This is a genomic window from Streptomyces sp. TLI_55, from assembly GCF_900206255.1.
Lineage (GTDB): Bacteria > Actinomycetota > Actinomycetes > Streptomycetales > Streptomycetaceae > Streptomyces > Streptomyces aquilus.
The window spans coordinates 6424931-6445574 of the sequence record NZ_OAOJ01000001.1 but is presented as its reverse complement, the minus strand read 5'-3'; the positions used below and the strand labels follow the sequence as shown (position 1 = coordinate 6445574).

The following is a 20644-nucleotide window of genomic DNA, read 5'->3' as shown; positions in this document are numbered from 1 at the left end:
GTCTCCGAGGGGGGTACAGGTGATCGACGCGTACGAGGACCCCGGCACGCCCGACCGCCGGGGCGGCTGGCACTACCTGTGGTGGCTGGTCCGCTGCCAGCCCGGCCGCTCCGCCCTCGGCGCGCTGTTCGCCAGCGTCTGGATGGTGCTGCTGGCGGCGACGCCGTACCTGATGGCGAAGGCGATCGACGAGGGCCTGGAGCCCGGCGACCTCGGGATGCTCACGCTCTGGTCGGCCGCCCTGTTCCTGGTCGGCGCCTTCAACGCGTGGCTGAGCATCATGCGGCACCGCACGATGACCCGGGTCCGGATGGACGCCAACTTCCGCACGGTCAAGGTCGTCGTGGGCCACGCGGTCCGGCTGGGCGCCGCGCTGTCACGACGGGCGGGGGCCGGCGAGGTCGTCACCATCGGAGTCGGCGACGTCCAGACCATCGCCTCCGCCCTCACCGTGGTCGGCCCCGGCGTCGGCGCGATCATCGCCTACCTCGTGGTCGCGGGCCTCCTGGTCTCCGTCTCCCCGCTGATCGCCGCGGTCGTCCTCCTCGGCATGCCGGTGATCGTCGGCCTGGTCGGCCCGTTCCTCACCCGGCTCCAGGGCGCCGAGACCGAGTACCGGGACCGCCAGGGCATCCTCACCGCCCGCATCGCCGACCTCGCCGGCGGCCTGCGCGTCCTCAACGGCCTCGGCGGCAAGGGCCTGTTCGCCGACGCCTTCCAGCGCGACTCCCAACGGCTGCGCGAACAGGGCTACCGGGTAGGCGCGGTGACCAGCTGGGTCCAGGCCCTCGGCGTAGGCCTCCCGACCCTGTTCCTGGCGGTGGTCACCTGGCTGGCGGCCCGCCTGGCCGCCCAAGGGGACATCAGCATCGGCGAGTTGGTGTCGGTGTACGGCTATGTCGCGGTCCTGGTGGGCCCGGTGGCGTTCTGGGTCGAGTGCGGCTACATGCTGAGCCGGGGCGTGGTGGCGGCACGGAGGGTCGTACGGTTCCTGACCCTGGAGCCCATGGAGGACAGGGGGACGCGGGACGCTCCCGCGGAGGCGTCGGTACTGCACGACCCGGAGTCGGGGGTACGGATTCTGCCGGGCCGCTTGACGGCACTGGCGGGGGCGCGTCCGGCGGAGACAGCGGCCGTACTGGACCGCGTGGCCCGTTACACCCCGTCGAAGGCGAGCTGGGGCGGCATCCCTCTGGACGAGATCCAGCTGCCCCAGATCAGAGCCCGCATCTTGATGGCGGACCACGAGTCAGACGTGTTCGCAGGCACCTTGTACGAAGTATTGGGCGTCCCCGCAAAGGCTTTCAGGGGCGCGGGGAACTGCGCGACCAGCCCCAACGAACCCGCACCCGCCACCCAACCCCACGAGGCACCCCCTCCCGCGCACATCACCACCGCCCTTCACACAGCCGCAGCCGAAGACATCGTCCAATCCCTCCCCGACGGCCTCGACTCCCCCATCGACGCGAACGCCCGCAACCTCTCCGGCGGCCAACGCCAACGCATCCGCCTGGCAAGAGCCCTGGCGGCCGGCCCCGAGGTCCTCCTGGCCATAGAACCCACCTCAGCCCTGGACGCCCACACCGAGGCCCGAGTAGCCACCCGCCTCAAAGAGGCACGCCAAGGCAGGACCACCGTCGTCACCACCACCTCCCCCCTCGTCCTGGCCCACGCGGACACCGTCATCCACCTGGTGGACGGCAAGGTCTCAGCGACCGGCACCCACCAGGGCCTCCTGGACCACGACCCGGCGTACAAGGCCCTCGTGGCGAGGGACACCGACGCAGAGGAGCCCGTACGGTGACTTCCGGCCACCTCCCCATCGCCACCGCCACCGACGTCCGCCACGCAGCCCAACGCCTGATCCGCGCCGACCGAACCGCCTTCACCACCACCCTCGCCCTCAACGCCACCGCGGCGATCGCGGGCCTCGGCGGCCCCTGGCTCCTGGGCCGCATCATCGACGAGGTGAAGGCACAGGCCGGCGTAGGCACAGTCGACCGCCTCGCCCTCGCCGTCCTCCTCTGTGCCGTAGCGGAGCTACTGCTGGCCCGCTGGGCCCGCTTCGTGGGCCACCGCTTCGGCGAACGCACCCTCGCCCGGGTCCGCGAGGAGTTCATCGACCGGACCCTCGCCCTGCCCGCGTCGACGGTCGAGAGAGCGGGCACCGGAGACCTCACCGCCCGCGGCACCGCCGACGTCTCCACGGTCGGCACCACCCTGCGCGACGCAGGCCCCGACCTCCTCATCAACGCGGTCCGTTTCCTGATCGCGCTCGTCGCGGTGTTCGTGCTGGCCCCGCTGCTCGGCGTGGTCGGCGTGTGCGGTCTGCTGCCCGTCTGGTTCGCCCTGCGCTGGTATCTGCGCCGCGCCCGGGACGGCTATCTGGCCGAGGGCGCGGCCACCTCGGACGTCGCCGAGATCGTCGCGGCGACCGCGTCGGGGGCGCGCACCGTGGAGGCGCTGCGGCTGGAGGGCGAGCGGATCGCGGCGAGCCGGGACGCGATCGAGGCCGCGCGCCGCACCCGCTTCCACACCCTCTACCTGCGCAGCGTCTTCTTCCCGGCCGTCGAGGTGTCGTACGTCCTGCCGATCGCCGGGGTCCTGATCGTCGGCGGTGTGCTGTACACGCACGGGGCGATGAGCCTGGGGGCCGTGGTCTCGGCGGCCCTGTATCTGCAGCAGCTCACCGGCCCGCTCGACCAGATCCTGGTCCGGGTGGAGCAACTGCAGAGCAGCGGCGCCTCGTTCGCGCGGGTGGAGGGGCTCGCCCGGGCCCCGAAAGCCACCTCGGGCGAGTCGGCGTCCCCCGTCGGCGACCGTATCGACGTGACCGGTGTGCGGTACTCCTACGGCCGTGGCGGTGAGGTCCTGCACGGGGTGGACCTCACCGTGCGGCCCGGGGAGCGGCTGGCGGTCGTCGGTCCGTCCGGTGCCGGGAAGACCACGCTCAGCAGGCTGCTCGCGGGCGTCGACGCGCCCACCGAGGGGACGGTGACGGTCGGCGGCGTTCCGGTCGTCGCGCTCGGTCCCGAGCAGCTGCGCCGCCAGGTCGTCCTGGTCACCCAGGAGCACCATGTGTTCCTGGGCACGGTCCGGGACAACCTGCGGATCGCCGAACCCGGCGCCGGGGACGAGGAGTTGTGGTCGGCGCTGGCCGCCGTCGGTGCCGACGGCTGGGTGCGGGAGCTGCCCGACGGCCTCGACACCGCCCTCGGCGACGGCGGTCACCGCACCGACGGTTCACAGGCCCAGCAACTCGCCTTGGCCCGGGTGGTGTTGGCGGACCCGCACACGCTGATCCTGGACGAGGCGACGGCGTTGCTGGACCCGACGACCGCCCGGCACACCGAGCGTGCCCTGGCCGCCGTACTGGAGGGCCGTACCGTCATCGCGATCGCGCACCGGCTGCACACCGCGCACGACGCGGACCGGGTGGCGGTGATGGAGGACGGCCTGCTGACCGAACTCGGGGCGCACGAGGAGCTGGTGGCGGCGGACGGGGCGTACGCGGCGCTGTGGCACTCGTGGCACGGGGACCGCACGTCCGGCACGGAGACGGCCCGCCCTGACTTTTAGACAAATTGCCCGTATAACGAACATGACCATCCGGGCAACGGACGATTTCCAGCCAACTTCCTGACGCGGTCCTGACAGAAACCGCGAACTGCTGCGACTCTTCCCACGGCCACGACACAGCAACCCCACAGCTTCCGCACAGGACTGTGCCGTGGTCGAACTCCAGCACGCGCAATGCCCGTTCTGCCCGGCCGGCCCACCAGCCGCCCGGTCTCCCCATGGCCGCGCGACCCGCGGCCCGCAGACGCAGGAGTCAGTGTTGAGAGAGAGTTCCTCCCACAGACGCACCTCCCACACGATGCACCGCCGTGCCGCAGCAGTGGCGCTCGTCGGTGTGTCCGCCCTGATCGCCGCGGCCGTCCAGTCGGGCGCCGCCACCGCAGCCCCGGTGAAGGCACCGTCGGCCGCGGGCAAGGTCATACCGGGCGCCGAGTCGGTCAAACTGACCCCCGCCCAGCGCGCCGAGCTGCTGCGCACGGCCAACGCCGGCAAGGCGGACACCGCCAAGGAACTCGGCCTGGGCGCCAAGGAGAAGCTGGTCGTCCGTGACGTCGTCAAGGACGGCAACGGCACGCTCCACACGCGCTACGAGCGCACCTACGACGGTCTGCCCGTCCTCGGCGGCGACCTGGTCGTCACCAGCACGAAGGCCGACGCCACCGCGGCGGTCACCAAGGCGACCCGCGCCACCATCAAGGTCGCCTCGGTGAAGCCGCAGCTGTCGACCGCCAAGGCCGAGAAGCAGGCGCTGAGCGCCGCGAAGGCGGAGAAGGCGAAGAGCCCTGCGGTCAGCCACGCCCCGCGCAAGGTGATCTGGGCGGCCGACGGCAGGCCGACGCTCGCCTACGAGACGGTCGTGGGCGGCTTCCAGCACGACGGCACCCCGCAGGAGCTGCACGTCATCACCGACGCGGCGACCGGCGCGAAGCTGTACGAGTGGGAGGCCATCGAGACCGGCACCGGCAACACGGTGTACTCGGGCACGGTCAACCTGACGACGACGCAGTCGGGTTCGACGTACAACCTCACCGACGGCGCCCGCGGCGGCCACAAGACGTACAACCTCAACCGCGGCACCTCCGGCACCGGCACGCTGTTCTCGGGCCCCGACGACGTCTGGGGCAACGGCAGCGCCTCGAACGCGGAGTCGGCGGCGGCGGACGCGCACTACGGCGCGGCGCTGACGTGGGACTACTACAAGAACATCCACGGCCGCAGCGGCATCCGCGGTGACGGGGCGGCGGCCTACTCCCGCGTCCACTACGGCAACGCGTACGTCAACGCGTTCTGGGACGACAGCTGCTTCTGCATGACCTACGGCGACGGCTCGGGCAACACCAACCCGCTCGTGTCGATCGACGTGGCCGGTCACGAGATGACGCACGGCGTCACCTCCAACACCGCGGGCCTCAACTACAGCGGGGAGTCCGGCGGTCTGAACGAGGCCACCTCCGATATCTTCGGCACGGCGGTCGAGTTCTACGCGGCGAACTCCAACGACGTCGGTGACTACCTCATCGGCGAGGAGATCAACATCAACGGCGACGGCACGCCGCTGCGTTACATGGACAAGCCGAGCAAGGACGGCGCGTCGAAGGACAGCTGGTACTCCGGTATCGGCTCGGTCGACGTCCACTACTCCTCGGGCCCGGCCAACCACTTCTTCTACCTGCTGTCCGAGGGCAGCGGCGCCAAGGTCATCAACGGCGTCAGCTACAACTCGCCGACCTCGGACGGGCTCCCGGTCACCGGCATCGGCCGCGACAAGGCGGAGAAGATCTGGTTCCGCGCGCTGACCACGAAGTTCACGTCCACCACCAACTACGCGGCGGCCCGCACGGGCTCCCTCGCGGCGGCCGGTGAGCTGTACGGCACGACGAGCGCCGAGTACAAGGCGGTGCAGGACGCGTGGGCGGCCGTGGCGGTCGGTTCGCGCTCCGGTGGCGGCGGGGGCGGCACGTCCTTCGAGAACACCGCCGACGTATCGATTCCGGACAACGGCGCCGCGGTGACGTCGTCGATCACGGTCTCCGGGCGGACGGGCAACGCGCCCTCCAACCTCCAGGTCGGCGTCGACATCGTGCACACCTACATCGGTGACCTCAAGGTCGACCTGGTGGCCCCCGACGGCAGTGTGTACACGCTGAAGGCGTACGGCACCGGTGGCAGCTCGGACAACATCAACACCACGTACACCGTGAACGCGTCCTCCGAAGTCGCGAACGGTACGTGGAAGTTGCGGGTCCAGGACAACGCGGCCATCGACACCGGCTACATCAACAGCTGGAAGCTCACCTTCCCGTAGGCCGGCCGTGCTCGACGGCTGAACGACAGGGCGCCGCTCCGGAGGTTCACCTCCCCGGGGCGGCGCCCTCTTTTTGCCAGTCACTTACCGGTGACTTGTTGGGCCTTTGCCGAGGTCAAGTCGCTTTACATTGCGGCAACATTCACCTGACAGTCGTTTTTCGGCCAACATCACTTCAGGGTCCTGACATGTACGCGCCTTGATGTCAGGCTTCCTCACACCCGCCGCACAACTTCACAACTGCCCCGGGCCGACGACCCCAATGTCAGTCCGGGCTCCCCCACGAAGGAGCTTGTGTGACCCCCGTCTACGCGCGTCACAAGCGCACCACTCTGGCCATCGCCACCGCCGTCGCGGCCGGAGCTCTCCTCGCCACCGGTCTGACCACCGGTACCGCCGCCGCCCAGACCCCGGCGGAGACGAGCGGCAAGGCCACCCTGGCCGGAGCGCCCCTCCAGCTGTCCCCGGCGGCGCGCACCACGCTCATCAAGCAGCAGCAGGCCGGCGCCGCCGACACCGCCGCGAAGATAGGCCTCGGCGCCAAGGAGAAGCTGGTCGTCAAGGACGTCGTCAAGGACGCCGACGGCACGGTGCACACCCGCTACGAGCGCACCTACGCCGGTCTGCCCGTCCTCGGTGGCGACCTGGTCGTCCACGAGTCGAAGTCCGGTGCGACCAAGAGCGTCACCAAGGCGACGACCAAGTCCATCAAGGTCGCCTCCCTGACCCCGAAGCTCACCGTCGCCAAGGCGGAGAAGCAGGCGCTGTCCGCCGCCAAGGCCGCGGGTTCGGAGAAGACCGCCGCCGACGGCGCGCGCAAGGTCATCTGGGCCGGCTCGGGCACCCCCGTCCTCGCCTACGAGACGATCGTCGGCGGCTTCCAGGACGACGGCACCCCGAACCAGCTGCACGTCATCACCGACGCCGCGACCGGCAAGAAGCTCTTCGAGTACCAGGGCATCGAGAACGCGACCGGCACCGGCAAGAGCCTGTACTCGGGCACGGTCAGCCTGACCACCACCCTGTCGGGTTCGACGTACCAGCTGACCGACGGCTCGCGCGGCACCCACAAGACGTACAACAAGTCCCACGGCACCAGCTCCTCCGCGGGCACGCTGTTCACGGACGCCGACAACACCTGGGGCACCGGCACGGCCTCCAGCTCCACCACCGACCAGACGGCGGCCGTCGACGCCGCCTACGGCGCGGCGGAGACCTGGGACTTCTACAAGTCCACCTTCGGCCGCAGCGGCATCAAGAACAACGGCGTCGCGGCCTACTCCCGGGTGCACTACGGCAACCAGTACGTGAACGCGTTCTGGGACGACAGCTGCTTCTGCATGACGTACGGCGACGGCGAGGGCAACGTCGACCCGCTGACCTCGCTGGACGTGGCCGGCCACGAGATGAGCCACGGCGTCACCTCGAACACGGCGGGCCTGGACTACTCCGGCGAGTCCGGCGGCCTGAACGAGGCCACCTCGGACATCTTCGGCACCGGCGTGGAGTTCTTCGCCAACAACGCGTCCGACAAGGGTGACTACCTCATCGGCGAGAAGATCAACATCAACGGCGACGGCACCCCGCTGCGCTACATGGACAAGCCCAGCAAGGACGGCGGCTCGGCGGACTCCTGGTCCTCCTCCGTCGGCAACCTGGACGTCCACTACTCGTCCGGCGTCGCCAACCACTTCTTCTACCTGCTGTCCGAGGGCAGCGGCGCGAAGACGATCAACGGCGTGAGCTACAACTCGCCCACGTCCAACGGCTCCACGGTCACCGGCATCGGCCGGGACAAGGCGCTGCAGATCTGGTACAAGGCGCTGACGACGTACTTCACGTCGACGACCAACTACAAGTCGGCACGCACGGGCACCCTGTCCGCGGCGGCCGCCCTGTACGGCTCCGGCAGCACCGAGTACAACGCGGTCGCGGCGGCCTGGTCGGCCGTGAACGTGAGCTAGTCCCCAGGGGATTGGCGGGCGGCACCCGGGAGGAAGGCATTCCGGGGTGCCGCCCTACCCTTGTTTCCCATGCCGCCGATACAGCCCCCCAACACCTTCACCTACACCGACGTGGGCGCGACCCGCAAGCCGGGTTTCTGCCCGCCGGACTTCCACCCCCTGCACGTCCGCACCCGCCTCGGCGAGGGCGAACCAGTCTTCCGCCGCGCCTCCGAAGCGGTCCTGACCTGGGAGATGCACCGCGCGATGGGCGTGGGCATCGACGCCACGGCCGACCGGGCGGCCCCCGAGGTCGACGTCACGGTCACCCTGGCCGGCATGATCAAGGCCCCCTGCCGGGTGGTGTGGACGGTCGAGGAACCCCGCCGCGCGGGCTGGGCGTACGGCACCCTTTCCGGCCACCCGGAATGCGGCGAGGAGTCCTTCGTGGTCGACCGCACCGGCGACGGCACGGTCTGGCTGACGGTGTCGGCGTTCAGCCGGGCGGCGAAGTGGTACGCCCGGGCGGGCGGCCCGGCGACCCGGGGCCTGCAACACGCCTACGCGCGCCGCTGCGGTGTGGTCCTGCGCCGGCTGTCCGGAGGGGAGGAGGACTGAGCCCGGCCCAGCCCTCCACTGAGCCGGACCCAGCCCTCCGACCGTCACCGCATCAATACGCCCGCGGCCTCCACCGCTCCCTCCGAAGGCACCGCCACCAGCCCCAACTCGGCCCCGGAGGCCAGAAGTCGGTGTGCCGGCAGAATCCGCACCGTGTACCCGAAGGGCCCCGTCCGGTCCAGGGACAGCGGACCCTCGTAGACCCACCGCCCCTCCGCGTCCGGACCGCCCACCGGCTTCAGGGGGAGCGTCAGCGCGTCCGTGATCCTGTCCTCCTCGTCGACCCGGCCCGACAAGGCCTGTACGTCCACGTCCTCGGGGCTGAGGTCTCCCAGGCCGACCCGGACCCGCAGCCCCAGGGTCGTCCCCAGCTCCGCGGTCGCGGTCGTCACGGACGTCTCGACATGGTCGACCGTCACGCTCTGCCACGCGGACCGCACCCGCGCCTTCCAGCCCGCCAGCTCCCGGGCCGCGGCCGGCTCCATCGCGCGGTGCGCGTGCGCGGCGGGGGTGTAGAGCCGCTCCACGTACTCGCGGACCATGCGGCCGGCCAGCACCTTCGGGCCCAGCAGCGTCAGTGTCTGGCGGACCATCTCGATCCAGCGGTCGGGCAGGCCGCCCTGGCCGCGCTCGTAGAAGCGGGGGGTCACCCGCTGTTCCAGAAGGTCGTAGAGCGCCGCCGCCTCGATGTCGTCCCGGTGGTCCGGGTCCGTGCCCGTGCCGTCCGCCGTCGGGATCGCCCAGCCGAAGTCCGGCTGGAACCATTCGTCCCACCAGCCGTCCAGGACGGAGAGGTTCAGACAGCCGTTCAGCGCGGCCTTCATGCCCGATGTGCCGCAGGCCTCCAGCGGCCTCAGCGGGTTGTTCAGCCAGATGTCGCAGCCCGGGTAGAGCTTCTGCGCCATCGCCATGCCGTAGTCCGGGAGGAAGACGATCCGGTGGCGCACCCGCGGGTCGTCGGCGAACCGCACCAGCTCCTGGACCAGGCGCTTTCCGCCGTCGTCCGCCGGGTGCGCCTTCCCCGCCACCACGATCTGGATCGGGCGCTCGGGGTGCAGGAGCAGGTCCATCAGCCGGTCCCGGTCGCGCAGCATCAGCGTCAGGCGCTTGTACGACGGGACCCTGCGCGCGAACCCGATCGTCAGGACGTCAGGGTCGAGCACCCCGTCGATCCAGCCCAACTCGGCGCTGCCCGCGCCCCGTTGCCGCCAGGACGCCCGCAACCGCTGCCGTACCTCCACGACCAGTTGCTCGCGCAGGTCGCGCCGCAGCTCCCAGATGTCCTGGTCCGGTATCTCGCCCACCGCGTCCCACCGGTCCGACCCGCCGACCGTCAGCGCGTCCTCGGTGCGCTGGGCGCCGATCTGCCGGGCGCCCAGGCGGAGGACCTCCGGGGCGACCCAGGTCGGGGCGTGCACCCCGTTCGTGACGGAGGTGATCGGGACCTCGTCCGCGTCGAATCCCGGCCACAGGCCCGAGAACATCTCCCGGCTCACCTGGCCGTGCAGCAGCGAGACGCCGTTCGCCCGCTGGCCCAGCCTGAGGCCCATCACCGCCATGTTGAAGAGGTTCGGCTCGCCTCCCGGGTACGTCTCCATGCCCAGGCGCAGGATGTGCTCGACGTCGATGCCCGGCAACTCGGCCTCGGGGCCGAAGTGATGGGCGACCAGTTCGCGGTCGAAGCGGTCGATGCCGGCGGGGACCGGGGTGTGGGTGGTGAACACCGTTCCGGCGCGGACGGATTCCAGTGCCGCGTCGAAGTCCAGGCCTTCCCCGGCGCACAGTTCGGCGATCCGTTCCAGGCCCAGGAAGCCCGCGTGGCCCTCGTTCGTGTGGAAGACCTCGGGCGCGGCATGTCCCGTCAGCCGGCAGTACGTCCGTACCGCCCGCACGCCGCCGATGCCCAGCAACATCTCCTGCAACAGGCGGTGTTCACTGCCACCGCCGTACAGCCGGTCCGTCACTCCGCGCTCGCCGAGGTCGTTCTCCTCGACGTCCGAGTCGAGCATCAGCAGCGGCACCCGGCCCACCTGCGCGAGCCAGATGCGGGCGTGCAGCTGCTTGCCGCCGGGCAGGGCGAGGGACACCTGGGCGGGGGTGCCGTCCTCCTCCCTCAGCAGCGCCACCGGCAGCTCGTTGGGGTCCAGGACGGGGTAGTGCTCCTGTTGCCAGCCGTCCCTGGACAGGGACTGGCGGAAGTAGCCGTGGCGGTAGAGCAGGCCGACCCCGATCAGCGGTACGCCCAGGTCGCTGGCCGCTTTCAGATGGTCGCCGGCCAGGATGCCGAGGCCGCCGGAGTACTGCGGGAGCGCGGCCGTGATGCCGAACTCGGGTGAGAAGTAGGCGACGGCGGCCGGGAGTTCGCCGGGCTGGGTCTGGTACCAGCGCTCGCCGGAGACATAGTCGTGGAGATCGTCGGCGACCGACTGCAACCGGCGCAGGAAGCGGCGGTCCTCCGCCAGCTCGGCGAGCCGCCGGGGCGGCACGCTGCCCAGGAGGCGTACGGGGTCGCCGCCCGAGGCGGCCCACTGCTCGGGGTCCACCGACTGGAAGAGGTCGCGGGTCTCCGCATGCCAGGACCAGCGCAGATTGCGCGCCAGGTCGCTCAACGGGCGGAGGGGATCGGGGAGTACGGGTCGGACGGTGAAGCGACGGATAGCCTTCATGGGCACTGCCACCTCGTCAGGCGTGCGGAAGCGGACGCACCGCGTTGTGCGTCCCGTCGTCGACACCGACGGTATCGGTGCAGGGGCCGCCGTAACCACGGTGCCGTGGAAGCCATACGGATCGGAATCAGACCGGAAATCGTCGCAACCTTCACGCACCCCCCATGGCCGGTATGGCTGATTCCGCCCCCGTAGGCGTCCTTGTGGTGACTTCACACCCCACGAGAGGCTGCAACTGGCGTATCGGTCACACAGGGCCAGACCCGGACGACACCGGCCGGCCCCGAGCGCTTCCGGCCGACTCACGGGCGCGCCACGACCGCCGTACGCCGAGTCGAGGAGGGGAACTCACACCATGGCACGGACGCGAACCCGGCGTCTGCGCCGGGCGGGGGGCTTGGCCGCGGCGATCTGTACCGTCGCGCTTTCGGCCGGCACCCTGCCCGCGCACGCCGCACCGGAGGGGCGGATACTCGGCGCCGGAGCCCCCGGCTCCGTCAGCGGAAGCTACCTGGTGACACTCAAGGGGGGAACGACGGCCCCGTCGTCGGCGGGAAAGAGCCTCGCCGAGAAGTACGGGGCGAAAATCAGCCACACCTACGGCACGGTCCTCAACGGCTACGCGATCAAGGCCGACGAGAGACAGGCGAGGCTGCTCGCGGCGGACTCGCGGGTCGCCTCGGTCGTCCAGGACACCCGGGTGTCGCTCGACCACACCCAGAAGAACCCGCCGTCCTGGGGCATCGACCGCGTCGACCAGCCGGACCTCCCGCTGGACAAGAACTACACCTGGCCGGATTCCGCGGGCGCCGGGGTCACGGTGTACGTCATCGACACCGGCATCCGTATCTCGCACAAGGACTTCGGCGGACGGGCCGGTTACGGCTGGGACTTCGTCGGGAACGACAAGTACGCCGGTGACGGCAACGGCCACGGCACCCATGTCGCCGGCACCGTCGCGGGCACCAGGTACGGCATCGCCAAGCAGGCCAAGGTCGTCGCCGTCCGGGTCCTCGACAACACGGGCTCCGGTACGACGGCCCAGGTCATCGCCGGTATCGACTGGGTCACCCAGCACGCCAGGAAGCCCGCCGTCGCCAATCTCAGCCTCGGCGGCTACCACAACGCCCAACTCGACGCCGCCGTACAGAACTCGATCAAGTCCGGCGTCACCTACACCGTCGCGGCGGGCAACGACGGGCTCCCCGCCGGCCTCTACTCCCCCGCGGACGTGAAGCAGGCGATCACGGTCGGCGCGACCGACACCACCGACACCCGGGCGAGCTTCTCCAACTACGGCTCCGCCCTGGATCTGTTCGCCCCGGGGGTCTCGATCACGTCAACCTCGAACAAGGGCGACACCGCCAAAGCCACCTACTCGGGTACGTCGATGGCGTCCCCGCACGCCGCGGGCACGGCCGCGCTCTACCTCGCCGACCACCCGCGGGCCACCCCCGCACAAGTGGCGAAGGCGCTGGTCACACTGGCGGCGTCCGGCAAAATCTCCGCACGCGGACTGGGCTCACCGGACAAACTCCTGCAGGTGCCGGGCTCCTAGGGCACGGTATGCGGACACCGGCCCCGTCCGACGCGGACGGGGCCGGTCTTGTGTGCCGACATACGCGTGAGTAGTTAACAAAGTGCCGGATTGCCCACCCGAATAGGGTGGGAAGGCTCCACCGGTACGTCCCCCAGCCACATCATGGGAACACACGAGAACACCACGCAGGACCCACCTCCCCACAGCCATCCGCCCACCCCCAGTTGACGCGGACAGGAGCGGTCATGCCCGCCACGCACCACTCGTCAGCACCCCCGACACCGAGCACCAGGCCCGCCGTCACCGGGCCACCGTCCACCTCGGAGCCACCCTCCACGGACGGCACCCCCACGATCGGACGGATACCGGTGCTGGACGTCCGCCCGGTCGTCCAGCACGGACGCCGCCCCGCCAAGGCCGTCACCGGCGAGACCTTCCAGGTGACCGCCACGGTCTTCCGCGAGGGTCATGACGCGGTCGCCGCCAACGTCGTACTGAAAGACCCCGAGGGCCGGCCGGGCCCGTGGACGCCGATGCGCGAACTCACCCCCGGCACCGACCGCTGGGGCGCCGACGTCACCCCCGGAGCCGAGGGCCACTGGACCTTCTACGTCGAGGCCTGGGGCGACCCGATCAGCACCTGGCGCCACCACGCCCGGATCAAGATCCCGGCGGGCATGGACACCGAACTGGTCCTGGAGGAGGGCGCCCGCCTGCACGAACGGGCCGCCGCAGGCGCCCCCAAGGGACAGCGGAAGATCCTCAAGGCCACCGTGACCGCCCTCCGGGACGAGACCCGCCCGGCCATGGCCCGACTGTCGGCGGCGTTGACGCCGGAGGTGGACGCGGTCCTGGCGGCGCATCCGCTGCGGGAGTTCGTCACCGCCTCCGAGCCGCTGCCCCTGCTGGTCGAGCGGGAGCGGGCCCTGTACGGGTCCTGGTACGAGTTCTTCCCGCGCTCCGAGGGCACCCCGGAGCGGCCGCACGGCACCTTCCGTACCGCGGCGCGCCGGCTGCCGGCGATCGCCGCGATGGGCTTCGACGTCGTCTACCTGCCGCCCATCCACCCGATCGGGACGACGTTCCGCAAGGGCCCCAACAACACCCTGTCGGCCGGTCCGGACGATGTCGGGGTGCCGTGGGCGATCGGCTCGCCCGAGGGCGGCCACGACGCGATCCATCCCGACCTGGGCACGATCGAGGACTTCGACCACTTCGTGCAGGAAGCCGGACGGCACGGCCTGGAGATCGCGCTGGACTTCGCGTTGCAGTGCTCCCCGGACCATCCCTGGGTGCAGAAGCATCCGGAGTGGTTCCATCACCGTCCGGACGGCACCATCGCGTACGCGGAGAATCCGCCGAAGAAGTACCAGGACATCTATCCCATCGCCTTCGACGCGGACCTGGACGGTCTGGTCGCCGAGACGGAGCGGGTGCTGCGGCACTGGATGGACCACGGGGTGCGGATCTTCCGGGTCGACAACCCGCACACCAAGCCGGTCGTGTTCTGGCAGAAGGTGATCGCGGACATCAACGCCACCGACCCGGACGTGATCTTCCTGGCGGAGGCGTTCACCCGTCCGGCGATGATGCACACCCTGGGGCAGATCGGCTTCCAGCAGTCGTACACGTACTTCACCTGGCGCAACACCAAGCAGGAGCTCACCGAGTACCTGACCGAGCTGTCGGGGGAGGCGGCCGCCTACATGCGGCCGAACTTCTTCGCCAACACCCCCGACATCCTGCACGCCTACCTCCAGCACGGCGGCCGGCCCGCCTTCGAGATCCGTGCCGTCCTGGCCGCCACCCTCTCCCCCACCTGGGGCATCTACAGCGGCTACGAACTCTGTGAGAACACCCCGCTCAGGCAGGGCAGCGAGGAATACCTGAACTCGGAGAAGTACCAGCTCCGCCCCCGCGACTGGGAGACGGCCGACACCATCGCGCCCCTGATCACCCGCCTCAACACCATCCGCCGGGAGAACCCGGCCCTGCGCCAACTGCGCGATCTCCACTTCCACCACGCGGACAAGGAAGAGGTGATCGTCTACTCGAAGCAGAGCGGTTCGAACACGGTTCTGGTGGTCGCCAACCTCGACCCTCACCACACCCAGGAGGCCACGGTCTCGTTGGACATGCCGCAACTCGGCCTGGAATGGCACGAGTCGGTGCCGGTGCGCGACGAGCTCACCGGCGAGACCTACCACTGGGGCAGGGCGAACTACGTGCGTCTCGAACCGGGCACTCGTCCCGCGCACATCCTCACCGTCCTGCGACCGTCCACCCCGCAGATCGGAGGGTCACCCACAACATGATCGTCAACGAGCCCGTCCAGGACACCTTCGAGGACACCCCGGCGAAAGACCGGGACCCCGACTGGTTCAAGCGCGCCGTCTTCTACGAGGTACTCGTCCGCTCCTTCCAGGACAGCAACGGCGACGGCGTCGGCGACCTCAAGGGCCTGACCGCCAAGCTGGACTACCTCCAATGGCTGGGCATCGACTGCCTGTGGCTGCCACCGTTCTTCAAGTCACCGCTGAGGGACGGCGGTTACGACGTCTCCGACTACACCGCCGTCCTGCCCGAGTTCGGTGATCTCGCCGACTTCGTGGAGTTCGTCGACGCCGCCCACCAGCGCGGCATGCGCGTCATCATCGACTTCGTCATGAACCACACCAGCGACCAGCACCCGTGGTTCCAGGAGTCGAGGCGGGACCCGGACGGACCCTACGGTGACTACTACGTCTGGGCCGACGACGACAAGCAGTTCCAGGACGCGCGGATCATCTTCGTCGACACCGAGGCGTCCAACTGGACCTTCGACCCGGTCCGCAAGCAGTACTTCTGGCACCGCTTCTTCTCCCACCAGCCGGACCTCAACTACGAGAACCCGGCGGTCCAGGAGGAGATGATCTCCGCGCTGCGGTTCTGGCTGGACCTGGGCATCGACGGCTTCCGGCTGGACGCGGTGCCGTACCTGTACCAGCAGGAGGGCACCAACTGCGAAAACCTTCCGGCAACCCACGAGTTCCTCAAGCGGGTCCGCAAGGAGATCGACGCCTCCTACCCGGACACGGTGATCCTGGCGGAGGCGAACCAGTGGCCGGAGGACGTCGTCGACTACTTCGGCGACTACAAGTCCGGCGGCGACGAATGCCACATGGCGTTCCACTTCCCGGTCATGCCCCGCATCTTCATGGCGGTGCGCCGCGAGTCCCGCTACCCGGTCTCCGAGATCCTCGCCAAGACCCCGGCGATCCCCGCCAACTGCCAGTGGGGCATCTTCCTGCGCAACCACGACGAGCTGACCCTGGAGATGGTCACCGACGAGGAACGCGACTACATGTGGGCCGAGTACGCGAAGGACCCGCGGATGCGCGCCAACATCGGCATCCGGAGGCGTCTGGCGCCCCTGCTCGACAACGACCGCAACCAGATCGAGTTGTTCACGGCTCTGCTGCTCTCCCTGCCCGGCTCGCCGATCCTCTACTACGGCGACGAGATCGGCATGGGCGACAACATCTGGCTCGGCGACCGCGACGCCGTCCGCACCCCGATGCAGTGGACACCGGATCGCAACGCAGGTTTTTCGTCCTGTGACCCCGGCCGGCTGTATCTGCCGACCATCATGGACCCGGTCTACGGCTACCAGGTCACCAACGTCGAGGCGTCGATGTCGTCGCCCTCCTCGCTGCTGCACTGGACCCGCCGCATGATCGAGATCCGCAAGCAGAACCTGGCGTTCGGACTCGGCTCGTACACCGAACTCCAGTCGTCCAACCCGGCGGTGATCGCGTTCCTGAGAGAGTACGAGGACGATCTCGTCCTGTGCGTGCACAACTTCTCCCGCTTCGCGCAGCCCACCGAGCTGGACCTGAGCAGGTTCAACGGGCGGCACCCGGTGGAGCTGTTCGGCGGGGTGCGTTTCCCGGCCATCGGCGAGCTGCCCTACTTGCTGACGCTGGCGGGGCACGGCTTCTACTGGTTCCGGCTCCGCAAGGACGCCGCCTGAGAGACCCGGCGGGGCGGCTGATTCCCTGTTTCTCCCGCCCCGCCCTGGGCACGCATCAGTAACACCCCGCCCCCGGGGAAAGGACGCGACGCCATGTCGGAAGCCGTCACCCGTACCGCCACGACGAGTCCGGGCCTGCTTGCGTCACTCGATCCACTCCTGCGGGAATGGCTGCCACGGCAGCGCTGGTTCGCCGGCAAAGGCCGCCCGGTCACCGGATTCACGCTGGTCGCGGCCACCGAGCTGCTGCCGGTCGACCGCAGGCTGGGCCTCTACCACCTGCTCGTCCAGGCCCATCAGCCGGCCGCCCCATGGGACTGCTACCAGCTCCTCATAGGCGTGCGCGAGGCGCTGCCACCCCATCTCGCGCCCGCGCTGATCGGACATGTGGAGGAGGGCCCGCTCGCCGGCCGGACGGTGTACGAGGCCCTGCACGACCCGCGGGCCGCCGAGGTGCTCCTGGAGGCGCTGCGCTCGCGGGCCCGCATCGGCGGACTCCGCTTCGAACGGGACCCCGGGCAGGACATCCGGCCCGGTCTGGTGCCCCGCGTGATGACCGCCGAGCAGTCCAACACCTCCGTCGTCTACGGAGATACGTTCATCCTGAAACTGCTCCGCCGGGTCGTGCCCGGCGTCAACCCCGACCTGGAGCTGCCGCTGGCGCTGGCCCGCGAGGGCTGCCCCCGGGTGCCCGCGCCGACGGCGTGGCTGAACGCCGAGCTGGACGGGGAGTCGTACGTCCTCGGTGTGCTGCAGCCCTTCGTGCAGGGCGCGGCGGACGGCTGGGAGCTGGCGCTGCGCGAGCTGGCCAAGGGCGAGGACTTCAGCGCGGAGGCGCGGGCACTCGGGCGGGCCACCGCCGAGGTGCACACGGCACTGGCCCACGCGCTGCCGTCGGTGACACTCGGCGCCGCGCAGCTGCGTCTGCTGGTCGACGGCATGGTCGAGCGCCTCGACGCGGCCGTCCAGGCGGTGCCCGCACTCACGCCGTACGCGCCCGGGCTGCACTCGGCGTTCAGCGCGCTGGCCGACCTGGCCGCGGAGGGCCGTACCTGGACCGCGCAGCGCATCCACGGCGATCTGCATCTCGGCCAGTGCCTGCGTTCGCCCGCCGGGCAGTGGTCGCTGATCGACTTCGAGGGCGAGCCGTCGAAGCCGCTGGCCGAGCGGCGGCTGCCGCAGCCGCCGGCCCGGGACGTCGCCGGCATGCTCCGCTCCTTCGACTACGCCGCGTTGTCGGCCGACCCTCCGGCGCCGGGCTGGGCGCACGCCTGCCGGGCCGCGTACTGCTCCGGATACGCCGAGGTCAGCGGCTCGGACCCGCGCACCGATCCGGTGCTGCTGCGGGCGTACGAGACGGACAAGGCGATCTACGAGGTCGTCTACGAGGCCAGGCACCGCCCGGACTGGCTGCCGGTGCCGATGGCGGCGATCGAGCGGTACGCCACATCCGACCTGTTCTGACTTCACGTTCGCCGAGGAGGCTCCCCCGTGACTCCGCCCACGCCCAGCGGATCGGACCCGAAGAAGAAAGCGACAGCGAAGAAGGCAGCAGCGAAGAAAGCGCCGGCCGAGAAGGCGGCCGTGAAGAAGGCGACGGCGAAGAAGGCGGTCGTGAAGGAGGCGGCGGTCAAGAAGGAGGCAGCCGTCAAGAAGGCGGCCGTGAAGAAGGCGACGGCGAAGAAGACGACCGCAAAGGAAACGACGGCCACAAAGGCGGTCGCCAAGAAGGCGGCGGCGAAGAAGACCGTCACGAAGGCCAAGAAGACCCTCGCCCCGGCGCCCGCCCCCGTGCCCGAGACGCCCGTCTCCCCCGCCCTCGACGCCCACGACCGCGACCGTCTCCTCTCCGGCACCCATCACGACCCGCACGCGGTCCTCGGCGCCCACCCCGTGCCCGGCGGCATCGCCTTCCGCGCCTTCCGGCCGTTCGCCCTGTCCGTCACCGTCCTCACCGGCACCCTGCGCGCCGAGCTGCACGACGACGGGGACGGGTTCTTCAGCGGCCTCCTCCCGATGCAGGAGGTCCCCGACTACCGGCTGCTCGTGACGTACGAGAGCTCGGAGCAGGAGATCGAGGACGCGTACGGCTTCCTGCCCGCCCTCGGCGAGCTGGACCTGTATCTGATCGGCGAGGGTCGGCACGAGGAGCTGTGGACGGCGCTCGGTGCCCAGCCGATGACCCACCAGGGCGTGACCGGCACCCGCTTCACGGTGTGGGCGCCGAACGCCCGCGGCGTCAGCCTGGCCGGCACCTTCAACTTCTGGGACGGCACGGGCCATCCGATGCGCTCGCTCGGCGGCTCCGGCGTCTGGGAGCTGTTCGTGCCCGGCATCGGGGAGGGCGAGCTCTACAAGTTCGCGATCACCCGCCCGGACGGTTCGAAGACGCTGCGCGCCGACCCGCTGGCCCGCCACACCGAGGTCCCGCCGGCCACCTCGTCGATCGTGCACGCCTCCCACCACGAGTGGCAGGACGAGGCGTGGCTGGCGCGGCGCGCGGACACGCCGGCCCACGAGGCGCCTTTCTCGGTGTACGAGGTGCATCTGCCCTCCTGGCGACCTGGTCTGACCTACCGTCAGCTGGCCGAGCAGCTCCCGGCGTACGTCAAGGACCTGGGTTTCACGCACGTCGAGCTGATGCCCGTCGCCGAGCACCCCTTCGGCGGCTCCTGGGGCTATCAGGTCACCGGCTTCTACGCGCCGACCGCCCGCCTGGGCACGCCGGACGACTTCAAGTACCTGGTCGACGCCCTGCACCAGGCCGGGATCGGCGTCCTGATGGACTGGGTGCCGGCCCATTTCCCGCGCGACGACTGGGCGTTGGCTGAGTTCGACGGGCGGCCGCTGTACGAGCACGAGGACCCGCTGCGGGCCGCCCACCCCGACTGGGGCACGCTGGAGTTCGACTTCGGCCGCCGCGAGGTGCGCAACTTCCTTGTCGCCAACGCCGTGTACTGGTGCGAGGAGTTCCACATCGACGGGCTGCGGGTGGACGCGGTGGCGTCCATGCTCTACCTCGACTACTCACGCGAGCCGGGCCAGTGGACGCCCAATGTGTTCGGCGGCCGGGAGAACCTGGACGCGGTGGCGTTCCTCCAGGAGATGAACGCGACCGTGTACCGCCGGGTGCCGGGCGTCGTCACCATCGCCGAGGAGTCCACGGCCTGGGACGGGGTGACCCGGCCGACCGGGAGCGGCGGGCTGGGGTTCGGGCTGAAGTGGAACATGGGCTGGATGCACGACTCGCTCGACTATGTCCAGCACGAGCCGGTGCACCGCAAGTACCACCACCACGAGATGACGTTCTCGATGGTGTACGCGTACAGCGAGAACTACGTCCTTCCCATCTCCCACGACGAAGTCGTCCACGGCAAGCGGTCCCTGGTGTCGAAGATGCCGGGCGACTGGTGGCAGCAACGCGCCAACGAGCGGGCGTACCTGGGCTTCATGTGGGCCCACCCGGGCAAGCAACTCCTCTTCATGGGGCAGGAGTTCGCCCAGGGCGCGGAGTGGTCGGAGGCGCACGGTCCCGACTGGTGGCTGCTGGACCCGGCGTACGGGGCGGAGCCCGATCACCGGGGCGTCCGCGACCTGGTCCGTGACCTCAACGTCGTCTACCGCCACACCCCGGCGCTGTGGCAGCGCGACACCGCCCCGGACGGTTTCCAGTGGGTGGTCGGCGACGCGGCGGACGACAACGTCTTCGCGTTCCTGCGCTACGACGCCGAGGGCACGCCCCTGCTGGCGGTCTCCCACTTCTCCCCCGTCGTCCGCCACGACTACCGCCTCGGCGTCCCGGACGACATCCCCGCCTGGCACGAGACCCTCAACACCGACCTCGGCAAGTACGGCGGCGGCGACGTCACCAACCCGGACGCGGTGAAGCCGGAGGCCATCCCGTGGCACGGCCGCCCGGCCAGCGTCCAGCTGACGCTGCCGCCGCTGGCCACGGTCTGGCTACGGCCCGCGTAGCCGACA

At 70.2% G+C, this 20644-nt stretch carries 11 protein-coding genes; 10 read left to right on the top strand and 1 reads right to left on the bottom strand.

Annotated features, from left to right (window positions below; translation table 11 throughout):
- Positions 1 to 19 precede the first annotated feature (19 nt).
- From CRP56_RS29845 to CRP56_RS29825, 5 genes are all read left to right on the top strand, one after another.
- Complete coding sequence (locus CRP56_RS29845) at positions 20 to 1804, top strand: ABC transporter ATP-binding protein (protein ID WP_097269191.1); 1785 nt, start codon at positions 20 to 22, stop codon at positions 1802 to 1804.
- Positions 1801 to 3579, top strand: a complete 1779-nt coding sequence (locus CRP56_RS29840; RefSeq protein WP_097269189.1) for an ABC transporter ATP-binding protein — start codon at positions 1801 to 1803, stop codon at positions 3577 to 3579. Before CRP56_RS29845 ends, CRP56_RS29840 begins: the two co-directional genes overlap by 4 nt.
- 259 nt (positions 3580 to 3838) lie before the next feature.
- Complete coding sequence (locus CRP56_RS29835; protein WP_097269187.1) at positions 3839 to 5884, top strand: M4 family metallopeptidase; 2046 nt, start codon at positions 3839 to 3841, stop codon at positions 5882 to 5884.
- A gap of 296 nt (positions 5885 to 6180) precedes the next feature.
- Positions 6181 to 7848 (top strand): M4 family metallopeptidase, encoded by a 1668-nt coding sequence (locus CRP56_RS29830; protein WP_097269185.1) that lies wholly within the window; start codon positions 6181 to 6183, stop codon positions 7846 to 7848.
- Between the two features lie 69 nt (positions 7849 to 7917).
- Positions 7918 to 8445 carry a DUF1990 domain-containing protein gene (locus CRP56_RS29825; protein ID WP_097269183.1) on the top strand — a complete coding sequence of 176 codons (528 nt, stop codon included), beginning with the start codon at positions 7918 to 7920 and terminating at the stop codon, positions 8443 to 8445.
- Between the two features lie 44 nt (positions 8446 to 8489).
- On the opposite strand, the gene CRP56_RS29820 is transcribed toward CRP56_RS29825, so the two are convergent.
- Entirely contained in the window at positions 8490 to 11111 is a 2622-nt protein-coding gene (locus CRP56_RS29820; protein ID WP_097269181.1) for a glycosyltransferase family 1 protein, read from the bottom strand.
- A 355-nt stretch (positions 11112 to 11466) separates the two neighbouring features.
- On the opposite strand from CRP56_RS29820, the gene CRP56_RS29815 reads away from it, so the two are divergent.
- From CRP56_RS29815 to glgB, 5 genes are all read left to right on the top strand, one after another.
- The gene (locus CRP56_RS29815) at positions 11467 to 12669 is read left to right on the top strand and encodes a S8 family peptidase (RefSeq protein WP_097269179.1); all 1203 of its coding nucleotides are present in this window, start codon (positions 11467 to 11469) and stop codon (positions 12667 to 12669) included.
- A gap of 227 nt (positions 12670 to 12896) precedes the next feature.
- Positions 12897 to 14966 carry an alpha-1,4-glucan--maltose-1-phosphate maltosyltransferase gene (locus CRP56_RS29810; protein WP_097269177.1) on the top strand — a complete coding sequence of 690 codons (2070 nt, stop codon included), beginning with the start codon at positions 12897 to 12899 and terminating at the stop codon, positions 14964 to 14966.
- A complete protein-coding gene (gene treS / locus CRP56_RS29805) occupies positions 14963 to 16663 on the top strand; it encodes a maltose alpha-D-glucosyltransferase (RefSeq protein ID WP_097269175.1) in 1701 nt (566 codons plus the stop codon). The genes CRP56_RS29810 and treS overlap by 4 nt, the downstream gene beginning before the upstream one ends.
- 93 nt (positions 16664 to 16756) lie before the next feature.
- Positions 16757 to 18127 carry a maltokinase N-terminal cap-like domain-containing protein gene (locus CRP56_RS29800; protein ID WP_097269173.1) on the top strand — a complete coding sequence of 457 codons (1371 nt, stop codon included), beginning with the start codon at positions 16757 to 16759 and terminating at the stop codon, positions 18125 to 18127.
- A 27-nt stretch (positions 18128 to 18154) separates the two neighbouring features.
- Positions 18155 to 20638, top strand: a complete 2484-nt coding sequence (glgB, locus tag CRP56_RS29795) for a 1,4-alpha-glucan branching enzyme (RefSeq protein WP_097269171.1) — start codon at positions 18155 to 18157, stop codon at positions 20636 to 20638.
- The last annotated feature ends 6 nt before the right edge of the window (positions 20639 to 20644 follow it).

Coding starts and splice junctions, on each gene's coding strand:
- CRP56_RS29800 (WP_097269173.1), top strand. CDS start 16,757: ATGTCGGAAGCCGTCACCCGTACCGCCACGACGAGTCCGGGCCTGCTT.
- treS (WP_097269175.1), top strand. CDS start 14,963: ATGATCGTCAACGAGCCCGTCCAGGACACCTTCGAGGACACCCCGGCG.
- CRP56_RS29815 (WP_097269179.1), top strand. CDS start 11,467: ATGGCACGGACGCGAACCCGGCGTCTGCGCCGGGCGGGGGGCTTGGCC.
- CRP56_RS29825 (WP_097269183.1), top strand. CDS start 7,918: ATGCCGCCGATACAGCCCCCCAACACCTTCACCTACACCGACGTGGGC.
- CRP56_RS29820 (WP_097269181.1), bottom strand. CDS start 11,111: ATGAAGGCTATCCGTCGCTTCACCGTCCGACCCGTACTCCCCGATCCC.
- CRP56_RS29810 (WP_097269177.1), top strand. CDS start 12,897: ATGCCCGCCACGCACCACTCGTCAGCACCCCCGACACCGAGCACCAGG.